General features: G+C 48.2%; 17 protein-coding genes. 4 read left to right on the forward strand and 13 right to left on the reverse strand.

Annotation, left to right across the window (positions count from 1 at the left end; genetic code table 11):
- Window positions 1-51: 51 nt before the first annotated feature.
- The 4 genes from HNR77_RS27770 to HNR77_RS27785 all read right to left on the reverse strand — a co-directional run bounded on the left by HNR77_RS27770 (window position 52) and on the right by HNR77_RS27785 (window position 4,917).
- On the reverse strand, window positions 52-801 hold the full coding sequence (locus HNR77_RS27770) for a hypothetical protein (RefSeq protein WP_184191047.1): 750 nt from the start codon (window positions 799-801) through the stop codon (window positions 52-54).
- Window positions 802-838: 37 nt separating this feature from the next.
- Window positions 839-1,759: an ABC transporter ATP-binding protein gene (locus tag HNR77_RS27775; protein WP_184191049.1), complete on the reverse strand. Its 921-nt coding sequence runs from the start codon at window positions 1,757-1,759 to the stop codon at window positions 839-841.
- Between the two features lie 165 nt (window positions 1,760-1,924).
- Entirely contained in the window at window positions 1,925-4,102 is a 2,178-nt protein-coding gene (locus HNR77_RS27780; protein ID WP_184191051.1) for an MMPL family transporter, read from the reverse strand.
- A gap of 194 nt (window positions 4,103-4,296) precedes the next feature.
- The gene (locus tag HNR77_RS27785; protein ID WP_184191053.1) at window positions 4,297-4,917 is read right to left on the reverse strand and encodes a flavin reductase family protein; all 621 of its coding nucleotides are present in this window, start codon (window positions 4,915-4,917) and stop codon (window positions 4,297-4,299) included.
- A 142-nt stretch (window positions 4,918-5,059) separates the two neighbouring features.
- Here HNR77_RS27785 and HNR77_RS27790 point away from each other — a divergent pair, with 142 nt between their 5' ends.
- Complete coding sequence (locus HNR77_RS27790; protein ID WP_221444029.1) at window positions 5,060-5,752, forward strand: hypothetical protein; 693 nt, start codon at window positions 5,060-5,062, stop codon at window positions 5,750-5,752.
- A gap of 75 nt (window positions 5,753-5,827) precedes the next feature.
- Here the strand turns inward: HNR77_RS27790 and HNR77_RS27795 are convergent, their stop codons facing one another.
- Both HNR77_RS27795 and HNR77_RS27800 read right to left on the reverse strand, forming a co-directional pair.
- Window positions 5,828-7,066 (reverse strand): multidrug effflux MFS transporter, encoded by a 1,239-nt coding sequence (locus tag HNR77_RS27795; protein ID WP_184191056.1) that lies wholly within the window; start codon window positions 7,064-7,066, stop codon window positions 5,828-5,830.
- Between the two features lie 54 nt (window positions 7,067-7,120).
- Window positions 7,121-7,867 (reverse strand): GTP pyrophosphokinase, encoded by a 747-nt coding sequence (locus tag HNR77_RS27800; protein ID WP_184191058.1) that lies wholly within the window; start codon window positions 7,865-7,867, stop codon window positions 7,121-7,123.
- A 175-nt stretch (window positions 7,868-8,042) separates the two neighbouring features.
- Here HNR77_RS27800 and HNR77_RS27805 point away from each other — a divergent pair, with 175 nt between their 5' ends.
- On the forward strand, window positions 8,043-8,774 hold the full coding sequence (locus tag HNR77_RS27805) for a YoaK family protein (RefSeq protein WP_184191060.1): 732 nt from the start codon (window positions 8,043-8,045) through the stop codon (window positions 8,772-8,774).
- Between the two features lie 57 nt (window positions 8,775-8,831).
- Here the strand turns inward: HNR77_RS27805 and HNR77_RS27810 are convergent, their stop codons facing one another.
- Window positions 8,832-9,734 (reverse strand): LysR family transcriptional regulator, encoded by a 903-nt coding sequence (locus HNR77_RS27810; RefSeq protein ID WP_184191062.1) that lies wholly within the window; start codon window positions 9,732-9,734, stop codon window positions 8,832-8,834.
- Between the two features lie 203 nt (window positions 9,735-9,937).
- Between HNR77_RS27810 and HNR77_RS27815 the strand changes: the two genes are divergently transcribed.
- Both HNR77_RS27815 and HNR77_RS27820 read left to right on the forward strand, forming a co-directional pair.
- Window positions 9,938-10,648: an O-methyltransferase gene (locus HNR77_RS27815; protein WP_184191083.1), complete on the forward strand. Its 711-nt coding sequence runs from the start codon at window positions 9,938-9,940 to the stop codon at window positions 10,646-10,648.
- 78 nt (window positions 10,649-10,726) lie between these two features.
- Entirely contained in the window at window positions 10,727-12,064 is a 1,338-nt protein-coding gene (locus HNR77_RS27820; protein ID WP_184191064.1) for an MFS transporter, read from the forward strand.
- 118 nt (window positions 12,065-12,182) lie between these two features.
- Here HNR77_RS27820 and HNR77_RS27825 read toward each other — a convergent pair whose 3' ends face one another.
- The 6 genes from HNR77_RS27825 to dctA form a co-directional block, all read right to left on the reverse strand.
- A complete protein-coding gene (locus HNR77_RS27825; protein ID WP_184191066.1) occupies window positions 12,183-12,386 on the reverse strand; it encodes a hypothetical protein in 204 nt (67 codons plus the stop codon).
- Between the two features lie 69 nt (window positions 12,387-12,455).
- Entirely contained in the window at window positions 12,456-12,722 is a 267-nt protein-coding gene (locus HNR77_RS27830; RefSeq protein ID WP_184191067.1) for a YkgJ family cysteine cluster protein, read from the reverse strand.
- A 32-nt stretch (window positions 12,723-12,754) separates the two neighbouring features.
- Window positions 12,755-13,603 carry a chemotaxis protein gene (locus tag HNR77_RS27835; RefSeq protein WP_184191069.1) on the reverse strand — a complete coding sequence of 283 codons (849 nt, stop codon included), beginning with the start codon at window positions 13,601-13,603 and terminating at the stop codon, window positions 12,755-12,757.
- A gap of 186 nt (window positions 13,604-13,789) precedes the next feature.
- A complete protein-coding gene (gene treP, locus HNR77_RS27840) occupies window positions 13,790-15,796 on the reverse strand; it encodes a PTS system trehalose-specific EIIBC component (protein ID WP_184191071.1) in 2,007 nt (668 codons plus the stop codon).
- Between the two features lie 54 nt (window positions 15,797-15,850).
- The gene (gene treC / locus HNR77_RS27845; RefSeq protein WP_184191073.1) at window positions 15,851-17,566 is read right to left on the reverse strand and encodes an alpha,alpha-phosphotrehalase; all 1,716 of its coding nucleotides are present in this window, start codon (window positions 17,564-17,566) and stop codon (window positions 15,851-15,853) included.
- Window positions 17,567-17,842: 276 nt separating this feature from the next.
- Window positions 17,843-19,204 (reverse strand): C4-dicarboxylate transporter DctA, encoded by a 1,362-nt coding sequence (gene dctA, locus HNR77_RS27850; RefSeq protein WP_184191075.1) that lies wholly within the window; start codon window positions 19,202-19,204, stop codon window positions 17,843-17,845.
- Window positions 19,205-19,506: the final 302 nt, after the last annotated feature.

Here is a 19,506-nt window from a genome sequence, read left to right on the forward strand (position 1 = left end):
GTCTATTATAGTATCAGAAGAGACACCCGCGCTACCTCTAGTTTTATTGCTTTAAAGCAATTTTTCAACTTTAATGCTTCCTATCAGCAATCTGGAGATGAGTACAGTGATGATAAAAATCCCCAGACTCAACGCTGCGTAACGGAAGTCAATAAAACTGAGATCTATTCGCGTGTAGTTTACCGCCGGGAATGCTACAACAATGCCTATCAAAACCAGTATTCTGAACATTTTCAGTACCATCTCACTGCCATTGGTAGCCCACACAACTGCATTAGCCGCATACAAAAATGCAGCGATACATAACAAAATCGTTAGCGTTGAAGAGAGCAGATCAACTGACCAGATCGACCTAAACCCTAATAAAGTAAATACAACCCAGATTGTAACCCCGTTAATGACTGCCATTGTTACAGTGCGGATCAGGGCAAATGCCCATACAGCAAGCATTATTTTATCAGGCCGTGACACCACTGCCAGCAGAAAACCCAGGTTTTTTTCAGCTTTTTCCTTCGTGAAGAAATGCAGTACATGTGGAGCACCCACATACAGTGCAAACACAAGTGCAGACGACAGGAAGCCAATCGCCACCAGTGAATGGGTGAACATCAAGCGGTACGCCGGTGTTTCATTTAATATATGAAGTAATGGGACAAGACCATCTATATTCAAACCAAGACTTGCTTCCAGTTCTCCCAGCTGACCAATAATAAACACGAAAAAAATCCCCAGCATCAGCACCTGCATGGTCAATGACCTTTTCCAATTGAGGGTTTGTACATCTTTTCTTAATAAGGACAACAAATCACGGTCCCTCCTTTCCCCAAGCACCATTCGTTTAAAGCTCCGTTTCACGTCGTATAACAGCCTGTTTGGTTGCCTTATAAAAATCCTCCAGCGAATTCTTCTCCTTAAAAAACTCCTGCACATCAACACCATGCTGTATCAAAAGCTGTAATGGCTGCTTGATAACTTCCGATTGTACAACAAATATCACGGACTGCCCGGCATGACTCAACATCATCATTCCATCCATATTTTTCAAAATACTCTTAGCATGCTCTGGATTACTGCAGATTACGATGTAGCGCTCATCCGTCTCCGTTATCTCTTGTATTGCATGATTAGCTGCTATCTGACCTTGATGAATCATGATGACCTGATCCGCAATTTTCTCTAGATCAAATAATTCGTGAGAACTGATGAGTATCGAGGTTCCCTGCTCAGAACAGAGTTCACGAAGTTTGTCCCGCAAAAAAATTTTGGAGTCCGGATCAAGGCCGTTAAAGGGCTCGTCCAGAATAAGGAGCTCGGGCTGGTGCACTAATTCACGGATAATCATAAGTTTTTGTTTCATGCCTTTGGAAAAACGCTCCACCTTCAACGAAGTTCTCAACCCAAATTGTTGAACAAGCCTGTTGTACCGCTCTCGAATTCTCTCCTTGTCTACGCCTCGGAGACGTGCAAAAAATTGAACATTCTCCCATGCCGACATTTCACCATACAGCCCGCCCTCGTCGAAAACCATACCAATGCGATTCCTGTTCTTCTGACTCATGTTATAGGCCGGCTCCCCAAAGATCATACAAGCCCCTGTGGTTGGTGGATAGAGACCGGCAATGCAGCGAATTGTCGAAGTTTTGCCTGCCCCGTTCTCTCCGATTAAAGCGCAGACTTGTGCCGGGTGAATCGCCAGATTAATATTTTCAAGAATGATATTGCCTTGCAGACTCAGATTTAGATTGCGTATCTCAATCATTGCAGACACCCTCCCTCCTAAACGGTACAACACCCAAATAATAGTACAATCCCATGTATATTTCATGTAATAAACATCACTATTTTTCTGTTAAACCATTTTTCATAAAAAAAGGATATTCCAGACCTCTGCTCAGGTTTCAGGAATATCCTCGTAATCTGATTATTACTTCCGATGCGCTTCGATCCGACCAGGCAGCCACCAGTTCCATCTCCCCATCAATTTCATCAAAGACGGAACAAGCACCAGACGGATCAGCGTCACATCAATAAACACGGCTGCCGTGATGCCGATGCCCAGCTGCCTCACCCCTTCCACTTCAGCAAAAGCAAACGGAACCGTTACAGCCAGCAGAATGCCTGCGGCTGATGTAATTAAACGCCCTGTAGAAGCCAGCCCCTGCTGAACAGCCAGATCGCTCTCCCCCGTCTGTCTATAAACCTCCTGAATACGGCTTAGCATAAAAACACCGTAATCCATAGAGATACCAAATACCAGTCCTGCGATAAATACCGGAATCATAATGGCAACTGCAGAAGGCTGCATCCCGAGATGCCCATCATTAAATACCCACACCAGTATACCGAATGCAGCAGCCAGACTAAGCAGGTTCATGAGAATTGCTTTTAACGGAATGAGCAGTGAACGAAAGGCCAGAAGCAGCACCAGATAATTACTTACGATTACAAATACAAGCACTTTCGGCAGCCGCTGAAAAACCTCCTGCATAATCTCCTCCTGATAAACCGCCTCACCGCCGTAACGAATCGGAATACCTTGCGATCCGGCTGCCACATCAGCCGCTCTCGCCTGCCTGAGCCAGTCTTTGATCATGTCTGAACCTGGCTCACCTTGTACAGCAATCGTCAGTTGCATAAAGGAACCCGAAATCGAAATATTCCACAGGGCTTGAACAGGTGTTACCCTTGAGTCCTGCTGCAGTTCATGTAATTTGATCGCAGCCTGTTTGACATGAGAAGCTGTTAACGGTTGTCCTTTTTCACCTATTACGATATCGATGACCGACATCCGTGCCTGACCAAAATTGTGCTGTACCTGCTCCGCTGCCTGACGTGACTCCATTGTGGCAGGTAATGAAGAGGCATCAGGGACTGCTAACTCCATCCGTGTGACCGGAAATACACACCATAATAAAAGCATAGTGCCTGCGAGCCCCATCCATACGGGGTATTTCATGACCATCGCTGACCAGCGATGCCAGAAGCTGCCTTCAAGCCCCGCCTCCGCTGCTGATGCGTGTGTACTGCTGTTTTTTAATAAAAAGCTTCTGAAAATCCGATTTGCATTCAGTGAAAGAATGGCAGGCAGCAGGGTCACATTTAACAGCAAGGACAGGATAAGTACGATGATGGCTCCAAGTGATACACTTAGAAACATGGGCAGTCTGATCCAGAGCAAACCCAGCAAACCGAGTAATACACAGGCAGCGGAGAACAATACGGCACGTCCGGCTGTGCGCAAGGTTTGCTGCAGCAGCTCGCGCTGAATCGCGCTGTCGCTCCTTATATGAAAATGACCTTCTCTTGCATAAACGCGCTGCAATTCTTCCCTGTACCTGCTCAAAATAATAAGCGCAAAATCAATGCTAAGCGCCATTCCGACCATTGGAATCACGTTAATAATGAAATTGGACAGCTCCAGATGATAACCAAGAAGAGACGTTATGCCCATCGCTGCAATGACTGCACTGATGCCCATCATAACGGCAATACATGCCGCATACAGCCCCCTGAATGCAGCACAGAGAACGATTAAAGCGATCGGCAGCCCGACCATCTCGGCCCGTTCCAAATCCCGAAAGCTGAGACGGTTCACATCCTGCTGCACGACATGCTTGCCAGTCAGTTGAATGGTTCCCGGCTTACGCCCCGGCTCGTCCGATCTAATAAGCTCACGCAATTGCTTCAATACATCCCCTATTCGATGCGGTTCAACATTCATATGAAGCAGTGCATAAGCCTGATCTTCATGCAGCATTCTGCCTTGGGTACGAGCATCCAGGGGAGAGATCACCGCGGATATGGCTGGCAAGGTGCGGACAGCGGCAAGAGATTCTGTAAGCCACTCCCTGAACACCTTGACCAAGGTATCCGGATGTTTATGAAACAACAGCACAACCGGATCAGGCGGCGAATCAAACTCCTGCTCCATGATCTGCTCTACGGCTTGCGCTTGCCCCTGAACCAGCTTTAATCCATGATCCTGAACAATATAAGGCAGCTTCCAAGCCCAGATGGCTGACATCCCGATGACAAACACCCATCCGAGAATAATCAACCGTGGATATCGGCTGATGAGGGCAGCAAGGCTCCGATATCCCATACCGCAACTCCTCTGCAACCAAAATAAAATGATTCTGCGTTATGAACAGAATGACATGTGCTTTGTGTAGTACAAGTCTATTCCAGCTGAAACAGAATTATGTTTCTGACGAAGTCCCGGAACACAAACAGCCCCATATGCATGACTGCACACGGGGCATCGTCTATTTACTATGATAAGTCACCTGTCCTATTCTACTCAGGCCGAATGACGGTGAATCGCTCACCAAGCTTGGCATAATCATTACCCGCCAACCGGCTGACCGGCTTCAAATGATCCATCAGAATATAACCTTTGTCCGCTCGGTAGACCTGTTCGCTGAAATGATACTGCACAATCCGCACCAGAAGCAGATCGGCCACAGGCAGACCTTCATCATTCGAGATTGGAATGTGCTGATAGAGCATGCATTCCATACGAATCAAAGCCTCCTGAATTCCAGGTACAGAGACAACTGAGCTTGGAACCGTCGTCAGCCTGGTGCGTTCCAGCTCACTTTCATGGGGATCCAGAATCGCTGCTGTCTCGTTCACTTCATTAATGATATGCTCATCGCAAATATGCACCACCAGCTCATGATGTGCAATGATGTTGCGCGCAGTATCTTTCATAATACCATTTTTGCGTCCGACCGAGATCGACAAAAGCGGGGGATCAGAGCTGACCACATTAAAAAAGCTGAACGGTGCCGCGTTAATTACCCCATTATCATCGGATATCGTCGTGACAAACGCAATTGGACGCGGTACGACAGATCCACTCATCAATTTATAGTTATCTTTAGCTGTGATCTCTTCCGGGTTCAATGAATACATATGTAAATCCCCTTTCCTGCTGCTGGTACGTTGAATATGTGCTTCTTTTTCTTCCTTCTTCATCGTTATTATATATGCATATGGAGCAAAAGAACAAAAAAACGATGGCATAAGTTCATCCCTCATGACCCTGCAATCACACATGGGCGAACGCCGCCATATGCTGATGGCAGAATACGATGACAGGAAGGATGTTCTTGATATGAATTATGGCTATTCCCCTTATGCAGGGTATTGCAGCTACGGTTATACCGACGAGCGGTCATTTCAATTGCCTCCGATCTTTCCCGGTGGAGGAAGTTTTCCAGGTGGTCAGACTCCGCCAGGCATTCCCGGGGGCCCGGGCTCATATCCTCCGTTTATTCCAGGCGGCGGGGGCGGAACACCCATCGGTCCCTATTTTCCGGGAACTGGCTCGGTACCGGGCCCGGTTCCCGCTCCAGGTGGCGTACCTGCACAGCTCGCCCAAGGAAATCTGCCCTCATTGCTGAGTGCGTATCCTCGTCCCGTAGGTCAGCCGCCAGCGGAGATGTTATTTTTATACAACCTGATCAAAAGCAGCCCCGGCCTGCTCCCACTCTTTATCCAGCAGCAGCCTCAGAGTCTAACTCAAGCGGTTCAATTTGCCCAAACTGGCGCAGCCGCCTCTCGTGATCAGGAGCAGCGTGTACTGCAGAACTTCTGTTATAACCGCTGGTCTCTGGTATTTACCTATAATGATGTATATTTAATGTGGCCTGCGGTGAACCTGTTCGGCTTTGTCGTTGGTTACTTCTATCCGTTCCAGACTCCGGGCATTTTGTTGAATACGCAAATATTATTTTCTCTTTGTTAAAAAGGTAGCATATAAAAAAACCGCCCGCATGGACGCTGCTGCATCCATGCGGGCGGTTCTGATTGAGCCTTGGCATTACACTACATTAGGAGTGTTCTGCTCAGGTTTACTTTTTCCAATCATAACGAAGTACAGACCCAACGCTCCCAGATCGGCACAGGCGATCACAATGCCCATCGGCACAGCCGTATGTTCCCCTCCAAGACCGACAAGTGGAGCCACGATGCCACCAAACAAAAAGGTCATGACGCCGATCAGTGCTGATGCACTTCCTGCCGAAGTGGACTGATTCCCCATAGCAAGCGCAAACGATGCTGTATTAATCACCCCGACACTAGAGACGACCAGGAATAACGGAATCAGTACCGTAAGCAGTCCGCCTCCTGACAGGATCGAGAGAAGCAAGGATGTTCCTCCAACGGCTGCAATAATCAGACCTGCAATTAACAAGCGTGTTTCCGATACTTTACCTGCAAGCCTTCCTGCAATCTGACTGGCAACAATAATACCTAGTCCATTCACAGCAAAGCATACGCTGAACATTTGCGGTGACACATCATATACTTTCTGTAAAACAAACGGTGAACCCGATATGTAAGCAAACATGCCTGCTGCGGCAAAGCCTTGCGTAAGTGCGTACCCCATAAAACGGCGATCTCTGATGAGTTTGCCAAACGTCAGCAGCGTTTGCTTGAGCCCCCCACTGGATCTTCGATGAACAGGCAGGGTCTCGCCCAAACCAAAGATCACCGCCAGAAGCGCCAGTACACCGATCAGACTGAGTAAAATAAATACAGCACGCCATGAGGCGTAAGCCAGCACTTGACCTCCAATAATCGGCGCTGCGATCGGTGCTACCCCGTTAATAAGCATGAGCAGAGAAAAAAAACGAGTCAGTTCAGGTCCTTCATACATATCCCTGACCACCGCACGGGAGATAACGAGGCCAGCAGCCCCGGCCACTCCCTGAATAAATCGCAGCACAACAAATGAACCCATCGTTGGACTGACAAGGCATAATACAGATGCAAGTGTATATAACACTAGGCCGGCGATAAGCGGTGTTCTGCGTCCTCTTACATCACTTAACGGTCCAGCAAGCAGCTGTCCAAGCGCAAGCCCGATCATACAGGCCGTTAAACTGAGCTGAGCATAAGAAGCAGACGAGCCAAATTCGTCCGCAAGGGTTGGCAGGGCCGGCAGATACATATCGAGAGATAGCGGTCCGAACGCGGAGAGTGTCCCCAGAATTAATGCCATTTTCATACGCTGCGACGCAGCATGAGTCTGTAATAAAGCTGAATCCTTTTTCATTCTATAAACAATTCCTTTTCCTTCGAGTTGAGTTATTCTGCGATTTTCGTATTGTTAGTTCTCTCCATCTCCTAGCAAACGGAGCAGATTGTTTGGCAATGTAAATTGTTGATTATTGATAATAATACGCCGCAGCTCTTCTTCATCCCGCTCGTTCTCGGCGTCTTTGATCTCCTGGATCTCGCGGTGCAAACGTTCCATCTGATGATCCAGCGCATTGGCCGAATCGGCTGCATTTTTCAGTTCTCTTGTTAAATGCTCCGGCACATCCTTGTTGTACTTGTAGAAAATTTTGTGCTCAAGGCTTGCCCAGAAGTCCATCGCAATGGTACGAATCTGAATCTCCACGCATGCGCGTTCCTCGCCATTAGACATGTATACCGGGACTTCGACAAGCAGATGCAAGCTCTGATAACCGTTCGGCTTGGGATTTTGAATGTAATCCTTTACCTCCAGCACACGCAGATCACTCTGATTGCACAGCATATCCTTGATTCTGTAGATGTCGGAAATAAAAGAACATGTAATCCGCACACCGGCAATATCTTTAATATTTTGCTTGATGCTTTCAAATGTCAGCTCATGGTTCTTACGAAACATTTTATTCATGATGCTCTCGGGAGACTTCAATCTCGACTTCGTATGTTCAATCGGACTGTAGTCATGCAGTGATTGAAATTCCTCTTTGAGCACTTCGATTTTGGTTTCCATCTGATCCAGTGCAAATTTATAGATCATCATAAATCTGGTAATTTCGTATTTGAATTTCTTGAACTGGTCAATCGGATGTGGTGCATTCATCATCAGTTTCTTCCTTTCTTCTCACATGTCGTCTATACCATTATAAATCATCTCACCCGAATAAACGAATTTATGGTCATGCAACTGCCTGCGCATTAGAATTGCATTTTGATGAAGGCAGTAACATCACTGTATACTATAAGGTGTTATTGTTTACCTGAAAGGACGGAACACGATGAAACAAAATCTTCTCCAGAAATACGCCATCCTGCTGCTCTGTATGTCTGCCGGTATGGCGGACGTCATTGGATATCTTGGACTGGGACACGTACTTACAGCCAATATGACAGGAAATATTGTACTGCTTGGCATTGCGATTGCCCGCGCTCAGGAGTTTGTCGTATTGCGCTCACTGCTAGCGCTCCTCGGATTCATCGCGGGTAACGCCATCGCGGCCCATATGATTGGACATGTCAAAACGAAGAATGGCTGGTCACCGCGAGTCACAGCCGTTCTAACCGTCGAGAGTATGTTGCTTCTGCTGTTTGCTATTCTCATGATTAGCCCGCTCGCCGGACAATTCTCAACTCTTTTAATTGTGCTTCTGGCGATTGCAATGGGCATGCAGACTACAGCAGCGAGACGGATCGGCATTGCAGGCATCTCCACCACTGTACTTACCAACAATCTGGCCGCAGTTGTTGAAGATGCTGTAAGCATTTTTCACCGGATTAGACACGTCAATGTTCGCTCATTAGCCAGATCGTTATCAGCGGACTCGTATCTGCGTGCAGGTGCGGTTGTGATCTACCTGGGCGGTGTCATTCTAGCTGCACTCCTTTTCCATTATATTCCAATGGTAGCTGTCTGGATTCCGGTACTTGTCGTTGCCGGAGTAACACTTCAAGCACACATCGCTGCCTGGGGCAAGGGGGAGCACTTGGAGAGCGATGCAGATAAGCACTAAAGGCTGTTACCGTTAAGATGACGCGTGAATGAAGCAGGCAAGCAGTGCACTGAACGTTCATTCCTGCTGCATCACAAGTGACTCCTGTCTGATCCACTGCACAAGCTGACTTGCGGCAGGTGACAGCTTCTCTCCTGCCCGTGTACAGATGGCTATCGTATTCTGAAGCTGCACGTCATCAACGAACACCCGAGCAAGCCTGCCTTGCTGTACATCTTCTCTCACAACAAGAGACGAGATGAAATTCGCACCATAACCTGCCTTCACTGCGCTGATCGTTTCATTCAACCCGTCGAATTGAAGCGCAATCCGCGGGGACGGCAGGTTATTGTTGGTGCACAGTGCAGCTAACCTTTCGCGGGTTGCACTGCCCTGCTCACGCATAATAAATGGCTCGGCCACCATCTGATGCAGCGGAATCGTTTGTCCCGCATAAGCATGATCCGGATGCACCACAAACCACATTTCATCTTCAAACAGCTTATCCCAATGTACCCCTGGATTGCTGACCCCACTCCCCCCATAGATTGCAATCTCTGCCTCGTATCGCAGCAGCTGATCAAATGCCATCTGTGTGTTGCTTGTGCTCACGATAATTTCCACATCTTCATGTGCCTGCTTGAAGCGGGCAATCCAGCTTGGCAGCAAAAAATTGGAGGGCAGGTACGTCGCCGACAGACGAATCAAACCTTTCCTGCCCTGGATCATGTCCTCGACAAAATGCTCCACTTCCTGTTCCAGCATAAATAAACGCTCGGCATACGTTATTAATTGTGTACCTGCGTCTGTGAGCACTAGTTTTCGCCCTTCTGATACAAACAGCTGAATGCCAAGCTCACGCTCAAATCGCTTTACCTGTGAAGATACAGCAGGTTGGCTAATGTTAAGCTCCTCCGCAGCCCGGGTAACTCCACCGTAACGTACAATGGCGTGAAACAAGCGTAATCCGTGCAGATTCATCCGGTTTCACCTCTTTCATCTCTTTTTATATTTCTGATGTTCGTTCCGGGCATTCTTTGCGACCCCATTTTATCGTTTTCTACACATAACTTAATTATATATTTAAATACAAATTATATATTTTATTTATACAAAAATCTCGATTATAGTTCAATTATAAGCAATCCAATATCAGCAAGTGGAAAGGAAGATGTTTGATGAGTATGCAACATTGGAACAACAACAGCAGCCCTCAGTCAACGATATGGGGTCAAGTGGATGAGTATATGAATGAACTGCTTATCCCGGACGATAAAGCTCTGGAGGATGCATTGCAGGCCAACGCTGAGGCAGGATTACCCTCATATGATGTCACGCCAAATCAAGGTAAATTTCTTCAATTGCTGCTGCAAATCCAGGGTGCTTCCCGGGTTCTGGAGATTGGCACATTAGGCGGATACAGCACCATCTGGATGGCCAGGGCGCTGCCGGAGCATGGACGAATCGTTACCCTGGAATCCGAAGCAAAACATGCAGCGGTTGCTGAGTCCAATCTGACCCGAGCCGGATTAATGCATAAAGTGGACCTTCGTACTGGACCAGCACTTGCAACCCTTCCCGATGTAAAAGAAGACTACCCCGAACCGTTTGATCTGATTTTTATCGATGCCGATAAACCCAGCAACCCGGATTACCTGAGATGGGCTTTACGCTTGACACGTCCGGGCAGCCTGATCATCGGAGATAACATCGTCAGGGACGGAGAAGTCATCCATGCTGCAAGCACGGACCCAAGGGTTCAAGGCGTTCGAACCTTTCTTGAACATATCGGCAGTCACCCCAGACTTGAAGCGGTAGCCCTGCAAACGGTAGGCATGAAAGGCTACGATGGATTTGTGATGGCACGTGTCACCGATGCTCCTAAGACAAAATAAACAGTGGTCAATTCTTCCGCAAATCTGCCTTTCCTGTTAAACTTGAATCACTGCAAAAGGCAGACTGGAGGGAATCACTTGAAAGCTTTACGACAGATACAGGCTGAAATTAGCGGATGGACCCGCAATATTCAGCTCTTCTTTCTGGCAAGTCTGCTGTATCAGATCGGAAACGGCATGTTCTCGGTCCTGTACAATCTGTACATTCAGGGACTGGGTTACGACGACACGATGAATGGTCAGATTGTCAGCATCCAATCCCTGGCTACAGCAATGATGTTTATTCCTATCGGCTTCAGCGGTGACAAGTTCAGCCGCAAGAAGCTGTTGATCATCGGAGCGCTGTTCAGCGGTGTATTCCTGATCGGGCGCTCTTTCGATTACGCTTCGAGTGGACTGCTCTGGTTCGCTGTGTTATCCGGCTTGTTTGCCAGCGTTTTTCAGGTGCTGGCCATCCCTTATCTCGCGGAGAACATCAAAAAAAGCCAGCGCCTCAAGATGTTCAGCTATTACTCATCTCTGGTGCTGGCATCACAAGTGCTCGGCAGCCTGGGCGGCGGGGTCCTTGCAGATTTGCTTCATTCGGCCGGAATGGCGAAGGTAACCAGCCTGCAAACGGTACTGTTTCTTGGTGGAGCGGCAACACTTGCCGCTTTTATTCCACTGCTTTTTGTAAGTGAAAAACAAATGCCGTCAGCACAGACAGACTCTGCGCGATTACGATCCAAGGTGCAGCCATCCGATACCGGACTTCAGGCAGAAGAAGATGCAAAGCATTCGGTGGTGTCAGCGAGTGATGAACGAGCCTTAAAAAGTCGGGATTCCAAGCTCATCGGTCAGTTTGTTATAACACAGCTGCTGATTGGGCTCGGCTCTGGACTGGTTGTACCGTATCTTAATCTGTATTTTACGAATCGTTTCGCGGTATCGTTAAGTGGCATGAGCATTCTCATTGCACTGGGTCAGGTTATGACCATTGTTTCCATGCTGATTGGACCGACCTTGGCTGCAAAAGTTGGCAGTGTACGGGCTGTCGTTATTTTTCAGGTTTTATCTCTGCCCTTCCTGCTGTTAACCGGGTTTACAAACCTGCTTCTCGTTGCCTCTGTCAGCTTTTTGTTCCGGCAGGCACTGATGAACGCAGCCAATCCGATTCAATCCGCGATTCTGGTCGATCGGGTCTCGGACAAACGCCGCGGAATAGCCAACTCTATGATGCAGACTTCATTTATGATCGGCTGGGCCACGATGGGGCCAGTACAGTCTTATCTGGTGACCACATACGGAACATACTGGGGATATGCGGTCACCTTCAGTATTACCGGGAGCCTTTACGTCATCTCCTCCTTGATGTATTTCTTCATGTTTAAGGAACCTCGACCATCCGCAGCTGCGCTTGACAGCCAGGCTTCATAGCAGGGCAAACGAAAAAGGGTATCCTCACTGTTCTGGCATGGGTGGGATACTCTTTGCTATTGCTTATATGTTTATTTTTGTATCATGTTTAGATTTGCTTCTACTCTACTCATTGGCACTACCAATATTTAGGATTATAGATCAAAATAACGATGCCCACCGTCACGACTGCTGCCAGAACGACAAATGTGTAATATTTGGATCGATGCGCTGAATCCGGAGCCTGTTCATCATAGTGATCCGAATTACGGCGATAAGAGCCCAGCCATAGATCACTTAACATGCTGCCAACAACTTTAATCAGGCGTTTAAGCCAGTCCACATTCACGTCTCCCCTCTTAAATATTAACATTCCATATTAAGTATAATTATCCTTTTACCCTAAAACAAGTTAATGCACTTTTCCTGGTGTAGTTTGACGCTCCAGTTGTGTCAAAATAGTAAAGGCCTCCTGATTTGTGCTGCCGCACATCTCTTCCTCGGCCTGCAATCCGCTGCATACAGCAGGGCGATCCGGCTGTCCGAATATACGGCAGCGATTATCCTCCGTCAGCTGTACACACCGCGCCCCGGCCGGTTTGCCTTCAGGCATACCAGGGATCGGTGATGAGATGGAAATAGCAATACAACATGCGGCACAGCCAGCCCTGCATTCCATGATGTTTCCTCCTTCTATTTTATATCCTTCGCTCAACGGTTCACCCAAGTCCATGTTCGTGCCAGTCCTTGTGCAATTCTCAGATTCATACGCTCACTGGCAAAATACCCGCCATGACTTAGCGGATTCCAGCTCGTCGCTGGCCCGCCCACCCGAATCTCAATATCCTCCTTCACCGCAGCTGCATAAGCCGGGTCAATAGGACGCAGCGGATAACCTAAAATATCATTTCGTTCATAGAAATTGATCCATTCGCCCTCAAGCCCGGGAAAGTGCTGCGCGGCTTGTGAGGAGGGTACTTGAATCGGCCTGCTAAAATTATCATAACGCAGGCTCCATAAGGGCAGCGTCGTGCCAAATGTATAAAAATTAGTGAGCGTATCTCCCCGCTCCAACGCGGCATTTACATCCATGATTTCAGGAATGCGGCTGGATGACGGATACTGCAAATCGTAGAAAAAATTACTCGCAATCACCGCCCCCAGACTATGAGCAATTACACAGAGCGGGGCTTCCGGTCCGTTCCGCTGTGCGAGTGCATGCATGGCCCGGCTCAGCGTTCGATGGACCGCATCATAATTATGTCCCTGCTTCTCCACAGGCTGATACGCCACGGCATCTGCGAGATAGTGAATTACAAAGCGGCGCAAAGCCTGATAGTTCAGTCCCGGCGAGCGAACCAGCTGTTGAAACAAAGCCTCTTCCCGTTCCTCGAACACGTCGGCCCAGAAGACGGGTTCAATATCCAGCAGCTGTTCGGCAGCGCCTGGCTGAACCATAACCCGATCCATTTGTTTGCTCAAACAAGTGATCAGCTTGTCGGCATAATTCTCTTTTTGCATACCCAGTCCATGAATGACCATCACCGCTACCCGAGTCATGGCTTTCCTCCTTATCGATCGACTAGGAACACTATTTAAAATTGAATTTAATTGAAGATATAACTATTTTATCATGATATCTTTGGAAAATAACACTCAATCAACAAAAGGAACTGCGAATGATCACAGTTCCTTTTCCTTTTCCTTTTCCTTTTCCTTTTCCTGTCGATTGAAACTAGATAATGCTTACCCTTTCAAATGCACCTTCAATACATCACTCTGACCGGAAGTGACATCCCCTGTCAAAGTCTCAACCCGTTCCACCATATCCTGACCGTCTGGAATAATCACAGGGGTAATGAGTGGATATCCCGCATCTTCAATAACTTTACGATCAAATTCAAGCAGCTTCTGCCCTGCTCTCACGCGATCGCCCGTCTCCACATGCATAATAAAGCCTTCACCTTTTAGAGATACGGTATTAATGCCAACATGAATCAAAATCTGCAGTCCGCTGGCATGCTCCAGAATAACCGCATGTTTACTTTTGATGACATGAGCCACCTGCGCATCAAACGGTGCAACCACCTGATTACCCGAAGGTTCAATCGCTATTCCCTCGCCCATCTGTTTCTCGGCAAATGCCGGATCAGGGACCTCTGCAAGCGGTACGACTCTACCTGTCAAAGGCGCGATGATTTCAAGTGTGTTCACGGGTTCATGCCCTGCTCGCGCAGTCATGCGAGTGCGCTCAGCCGTCTCTGTTCCAGCTGCTGTCTCTGTAGACGCAGCGTTCTTTCCTTGTACTTCGGCAGGTTCTCCGTTCGTAGCAAGTCGGTCTTCTTTTCTCAGCTTCGCCCGTCCAAAAACAACTGTCAGCAGGAATGGTACGATCAGAACAATCGCCATGCCGATGAAGAAGACACCCCATTTATCCGGGAAAATGGACAGGAAACCAGGCACACCCCCTACACCGATCGATGTGGCCTGAACATTGTTCATCGTAAGCAGTACCCCGCCGATTGCCGAACCGACCATACCAAAGATAAACGGATAGCGATAACGAATATTCACACCAAAGATCGCTGGCTCCGTAACCCCCAGGAAAGCGGATACGGAAGAGGTTGCCGCAAGCCCTCTCATTTTTTTCTCACGCAGCACCAGCATCATCGCAAGCGCTGCCGAGCCTTGTGCGATATTGGACAAAGCCAGCATCGGCCACAGGAATGTACCGCCCTGACTGCCAATCAGCTGCACATCGACGGCAAGAAACGTATGGTGCATGCCTGTAATAACAAGCAGTGCGTACAGACCACCATAGATCAGACCACCGAGCGCAGCATACGAATCATAGATGTAAATCAGGCCAGATGTGATCGCGTTTGCAATGGCAAACGTAACCGGGCCGATAATCGTAAAGGCCAAAAATCCGGTAACCAGCAAAGTCACGGGTGCGACAACCAGCAGTTTGATCGAATCATGCACCCTTTTGTTCAGGAAAATCTCCAGCTTGGCCAGCAGATAGGCCGATACCAGCACAGGCAGCACCTGACCCTGATAACCGATCTTCTCAATCTCCCAGCCAAACAGATTCCAGGTCGGAACCGTACCTTCGTTCACCGCATTAGCGTAGCCGTAAGCACTCAGCAGATCAGGATGAACCAGGATGAGACCCAGCACGATCCCGAGCAGCGGACTGCCGCCGAACCTTGTCACGGCTGACCAGCCGATCAGAGCTGGCAGGAACGTAAAGGCTGTGCTTGCAATCGTGTTAATCATGGAGGCAAAGTCTTTCCAGGCCGGATACACATCCACCAGAGATTTGCCATCAAAGAATATGCCCGGGCCTGTCAAAATGTTGTTGATTCCAAGCAGCAGACCCGCGGTGATAATGGCTGGCAGGATCGGAATGAAAATATCCGAAAGCGTTTTGATTGCACGTTGCAGCGGATTTTGCTTTTTGCCAGCAGCCGCCTTCACTTCATCCTTGGAGGAACGCTCACCGCCCGTAATCTGAATCATCTCATCATATACTTTATCCACGAGTCCTGGGCCGATAACGACCTGAAATTGACCTTGGGAAGAGAACTGCCCTTTGACCAGTTCATTCTGATCAAGCAGTTCTGTATCTACCTTATCCTCGTCGTACAAAGCAAACCGAAGTCGTGTTACACAATGGGTTGCCGCCTCAATGTTTTCTTTTCCACCAACGGCACGCACGATCTCTTCGACCTGTTTTTTATCAATTGCCATAGTGTCACTTCCTATTTTATAAAATGGGATGTATTGCTGCTGACGCTGCTCATTTTACTGCTGTACCAGCCACATATAAGAGGCATACGGGCTGAGCGCAATGTCCTGGGTCAGCTGAGGCTTTGCCTCGGTATTTCCGACAAGCAGTTCAGGACGTTTACCCGCAATATGATCAGTCCAGACAGCATCAGGCAGTCGGAAAACGGTATCCTGTTTACGAAAATTCGAGACAACAATTAACGTTTCTTTGCCGTTTGTACGGGCGTAAGCAAATACCTCCGGGTGAGCATCATCCAGACGTTCGTACAGTCCATCCGTCAGAACATCAACCTCTTTGCGCAGTGCAATCAGCTTTCGGTAGTGATGATAAACGGAATTCGGGTCAGCCATCTGATCCTTCACGTTAATGAATGGATATCTCTCATCCACCTTGAGCCATGGTGTGCCTGTTGTGAAACCGGCATTAGCGCTATTATCCCATTGCATCGGCGTCCGCGAATTATCCCGGGATCGCTCCTTCACGATCTGAAAAGCTTCTTCGGCTGATTTACCCCGCTCTTCCTGAAGCAAACGAATCATGTTCGTGGATTCAACATCGCGGAACTCGCCAATATCCTTCCAGACCGGGTTGGGCATACCAATCTCTTCACCCTGGTAGACATATGGCGTACCTTGCAGACCATGCAGCGTTGTTGCCAGCATTTTGGCACTCTCTGCACGGTATTCCCCATCATCTGCGAATCGGGACAACGCACGTGGCTGATCATGATTGTTCAAAAATAAAGCGTTCCAGCCACCACCCGCCTGCATGCCTGTCTGCCATTCACTGAACAGCTGCTTCATCGCCTCGAAATCGTAAGGCATCAGCTCCCATTTCTGCCCGTTCGGATAATCCACCTTGAGATGATGGAAGTTAAAGGTCATCGAAAATTCTCTTGAAGCCGGGTTGGAATAACGTATACAGTGCTCCAGCGTCGTTGAAGACATCTCCCCTACGGTCACCATGTTGTACGGCCCAAACACATCATCGTACATTTCCGTAATATATTCGTGAACACGCGGTCCATCCGTATAGAACTTGCGACCATCCCCTGGCGGCACGCTTCCATCGTCATCAGGGAAACGCTGGTCTTTGGAGATCAGGTTGATGACATCCATTCGGAAGCCATCTACTCCTTTTTCCGCCCAGAATTTGATCATATCGCGCACAGCCCGGCGAACCTCTTCATTTTCCCAGTTCAGGTCAGCCTGGGTTTGATCGAACAAGGTCAGAAAATACTGTCCGGTCTGCTCATCATACTGCCAGGCTGGACCGCCAAATTTGGATTGCCAGTTGTTCGGTACACCACCACCCGGTGCAGGGTCTCTCCAAATGTAATAATCCCGATAAGCATTGTCTCTGGATGACCGTGACTGCTTAAACCATTCATGATCTGTAGAGGAATGATTCACCACGATATCAATCATCAGCTTCATATCACGTGCCTTTAATGCTGCGAGCAATTCATCGAAATCCTCCATCGTGCCATAGTCCGGATTAATTCGATAGTAGTCCGCAACGTCATATCCGTTATCCCGCTGCGGAGATACATAGACTGGCTGAAGCCAGACAATGTCAATCCCCAGATGCTGCAAATAATCCAGCTTCTCGGTCAAACCGCGAATGTCGCCAGTCCCTGATCCTGTTGTATCGTTGAAGCTCTTCGGATACACCTGATACACCGTAGACCGCTTCCACCACGATGATGGCTCTGTATTCTTCGAACTCATGTTAACGCCTCCAATATGTTGTATTGCTCTAACCTGACTCCTCGGCTATTTTCATCATCTATATTACATAACTAAACATGTATATACAAGTTGAATCGTAAATATGGTTGTTCTTCTTCTCTTCTACTCATTCCCCATTAATGTTTTGGCTGTAACATTTTTTTCGGGAAATCGTTTCGCAAACTCCATGATATGTGTATTACATCGCAAAAAAACCGCCTGTTTCCCCGGGTTAATGCCGGTTATTCAGACGGTTGAAAATATCCATTCTTTATTTTATGGGTTCAGCACCTCGGGTGCCGCCAGAGATTGGCTCTGCTTCTCTCGAAGATTCAGCTTTAAAGCAGATCGTGCAGCCTTTTCTTCTGCTTCCAGCTCAGCGGCGCTAATCTCGCCGGAGAGCACAGCACGCATGCGCTTCTGATCCAGCAGTCCTTCCCATCTCGCAACTACAAATGTTGCTACACAGTTGCCCATCAGGTTCGTGAAAACACGCATCGTATCCATAAAGCGGTCTGCTCCAAGCAGCAGAGCCACTGCAGCAACCGGGAAAGCATTCACTGCTGCTGCCGTAGCGGACAGAGCAAGAAACGCTGAACCGGGAACACCCGCCATGCCTTTGGAACTCAGCATCAGCACCAGCAGAATGGTGATCTCCTGACCCAAGGTCAGATCAATACCGACAGCCTGAGCAACAAAAACCGTCGCTAACGATAGATAGATGGAAGCCCCATCCAGATTAAATGAGTATCCCGTAGGCACCACCAGTCCAACCACTGCACGGTCACACCCCGCCTTCGTCAGCTTGTCCATCATACGCGGCATCACAACTTCCGAAGAGCCTGTTCCAATCGCAAGCATCACTTCCGAACGAGTGTACCGGACAAACTGCATAAAGTTCAGCCCCGTAATCCACCAGGCAGCCAGCGCTAACAGCAACAGGAACAACAGGGCGGCACCGTAACAAGCCAGTATTAACAATCCAAAGGACGAAAGCGTGGAGGCCCCGTATGCACCCACGGTGTAGGCCATTGCACCAAAAGCGCCTACCGGGGCCAGCTTCATAATGTAACCGATCATCCGGAACACGATACCAAGCAGCTGCTCCACCAGGTTCAATACATTTTCCTTGGCTTTACTCTCTGTGGCTGCCAAGGCAACCCCGAACATACAGGCAACAAGCAGCACTTGTAGCAGAGCATTCTGAGCAAAGGCATCCACGACACTTGTTGGAATAATGTTCATTATAAAATCAACCGTGTGCGGAAGCTCGGACCCCTTCGTTTTGGCTTCAATTCCGCTGGCGTCAATGCTGGCAGGATCTACATTCATTCCCGCCCCCGGACGAAGCAGATTGGCTGTGCATAAACCAAGCACAAGTGCAACCGTTGTGGCAAGCTCGAACCATAGAATCGCTTTAAGCCCGATTCGACCAACAGACTTCAGATCGCCCATTTTGGCGATACCTGTAACGATGACCATAAAAATTAACGGTGCAATCAGCATCTTGATTAATTTGATAAAGCCTGTACCCAAGGGTTGCAAAAGACTTCCCAGATCGGGCCACAGAACACCTACTCCAATACCGATTATTACTGCTGCAATGATCTGAAAAAATAAAGATTTCACAAATGTCATGAGCGCTCCCCCGTTTGCAATCGTTTCGGATCTCCGGTTGGTTTCCGTGTAACTTTTTATATCATTACCGTCTTCCAAGCTACAATGCCATTTCGTTCATTTTGTGATGATGACCAAGAATCGCCCTCAAAATTGATTGCTCAGCACAAAAAAAGCGAATGACGCATCATCTTTCTTGACGCATCATTCGCCTTTTATAATTTTTTATTCACGCGTGTTGAATAACCAATAAAAGGTAGAAAAAGAACCGCAACCTCGGTAAAATGTTTGTACCCCTACAAACTCCGAAAGGTGGCGGTTCC

Origin of the sequence: Paenibacillus sp. JGP012 (assembly GCF_014203995.1) — a bacterium.
Taxonomy (GTDB): Bacteria; Bacillota; Bacilli; order Paenibacillales; family Paenibacillaceae; genus Paenibacillus; species Paenibacillus silvae.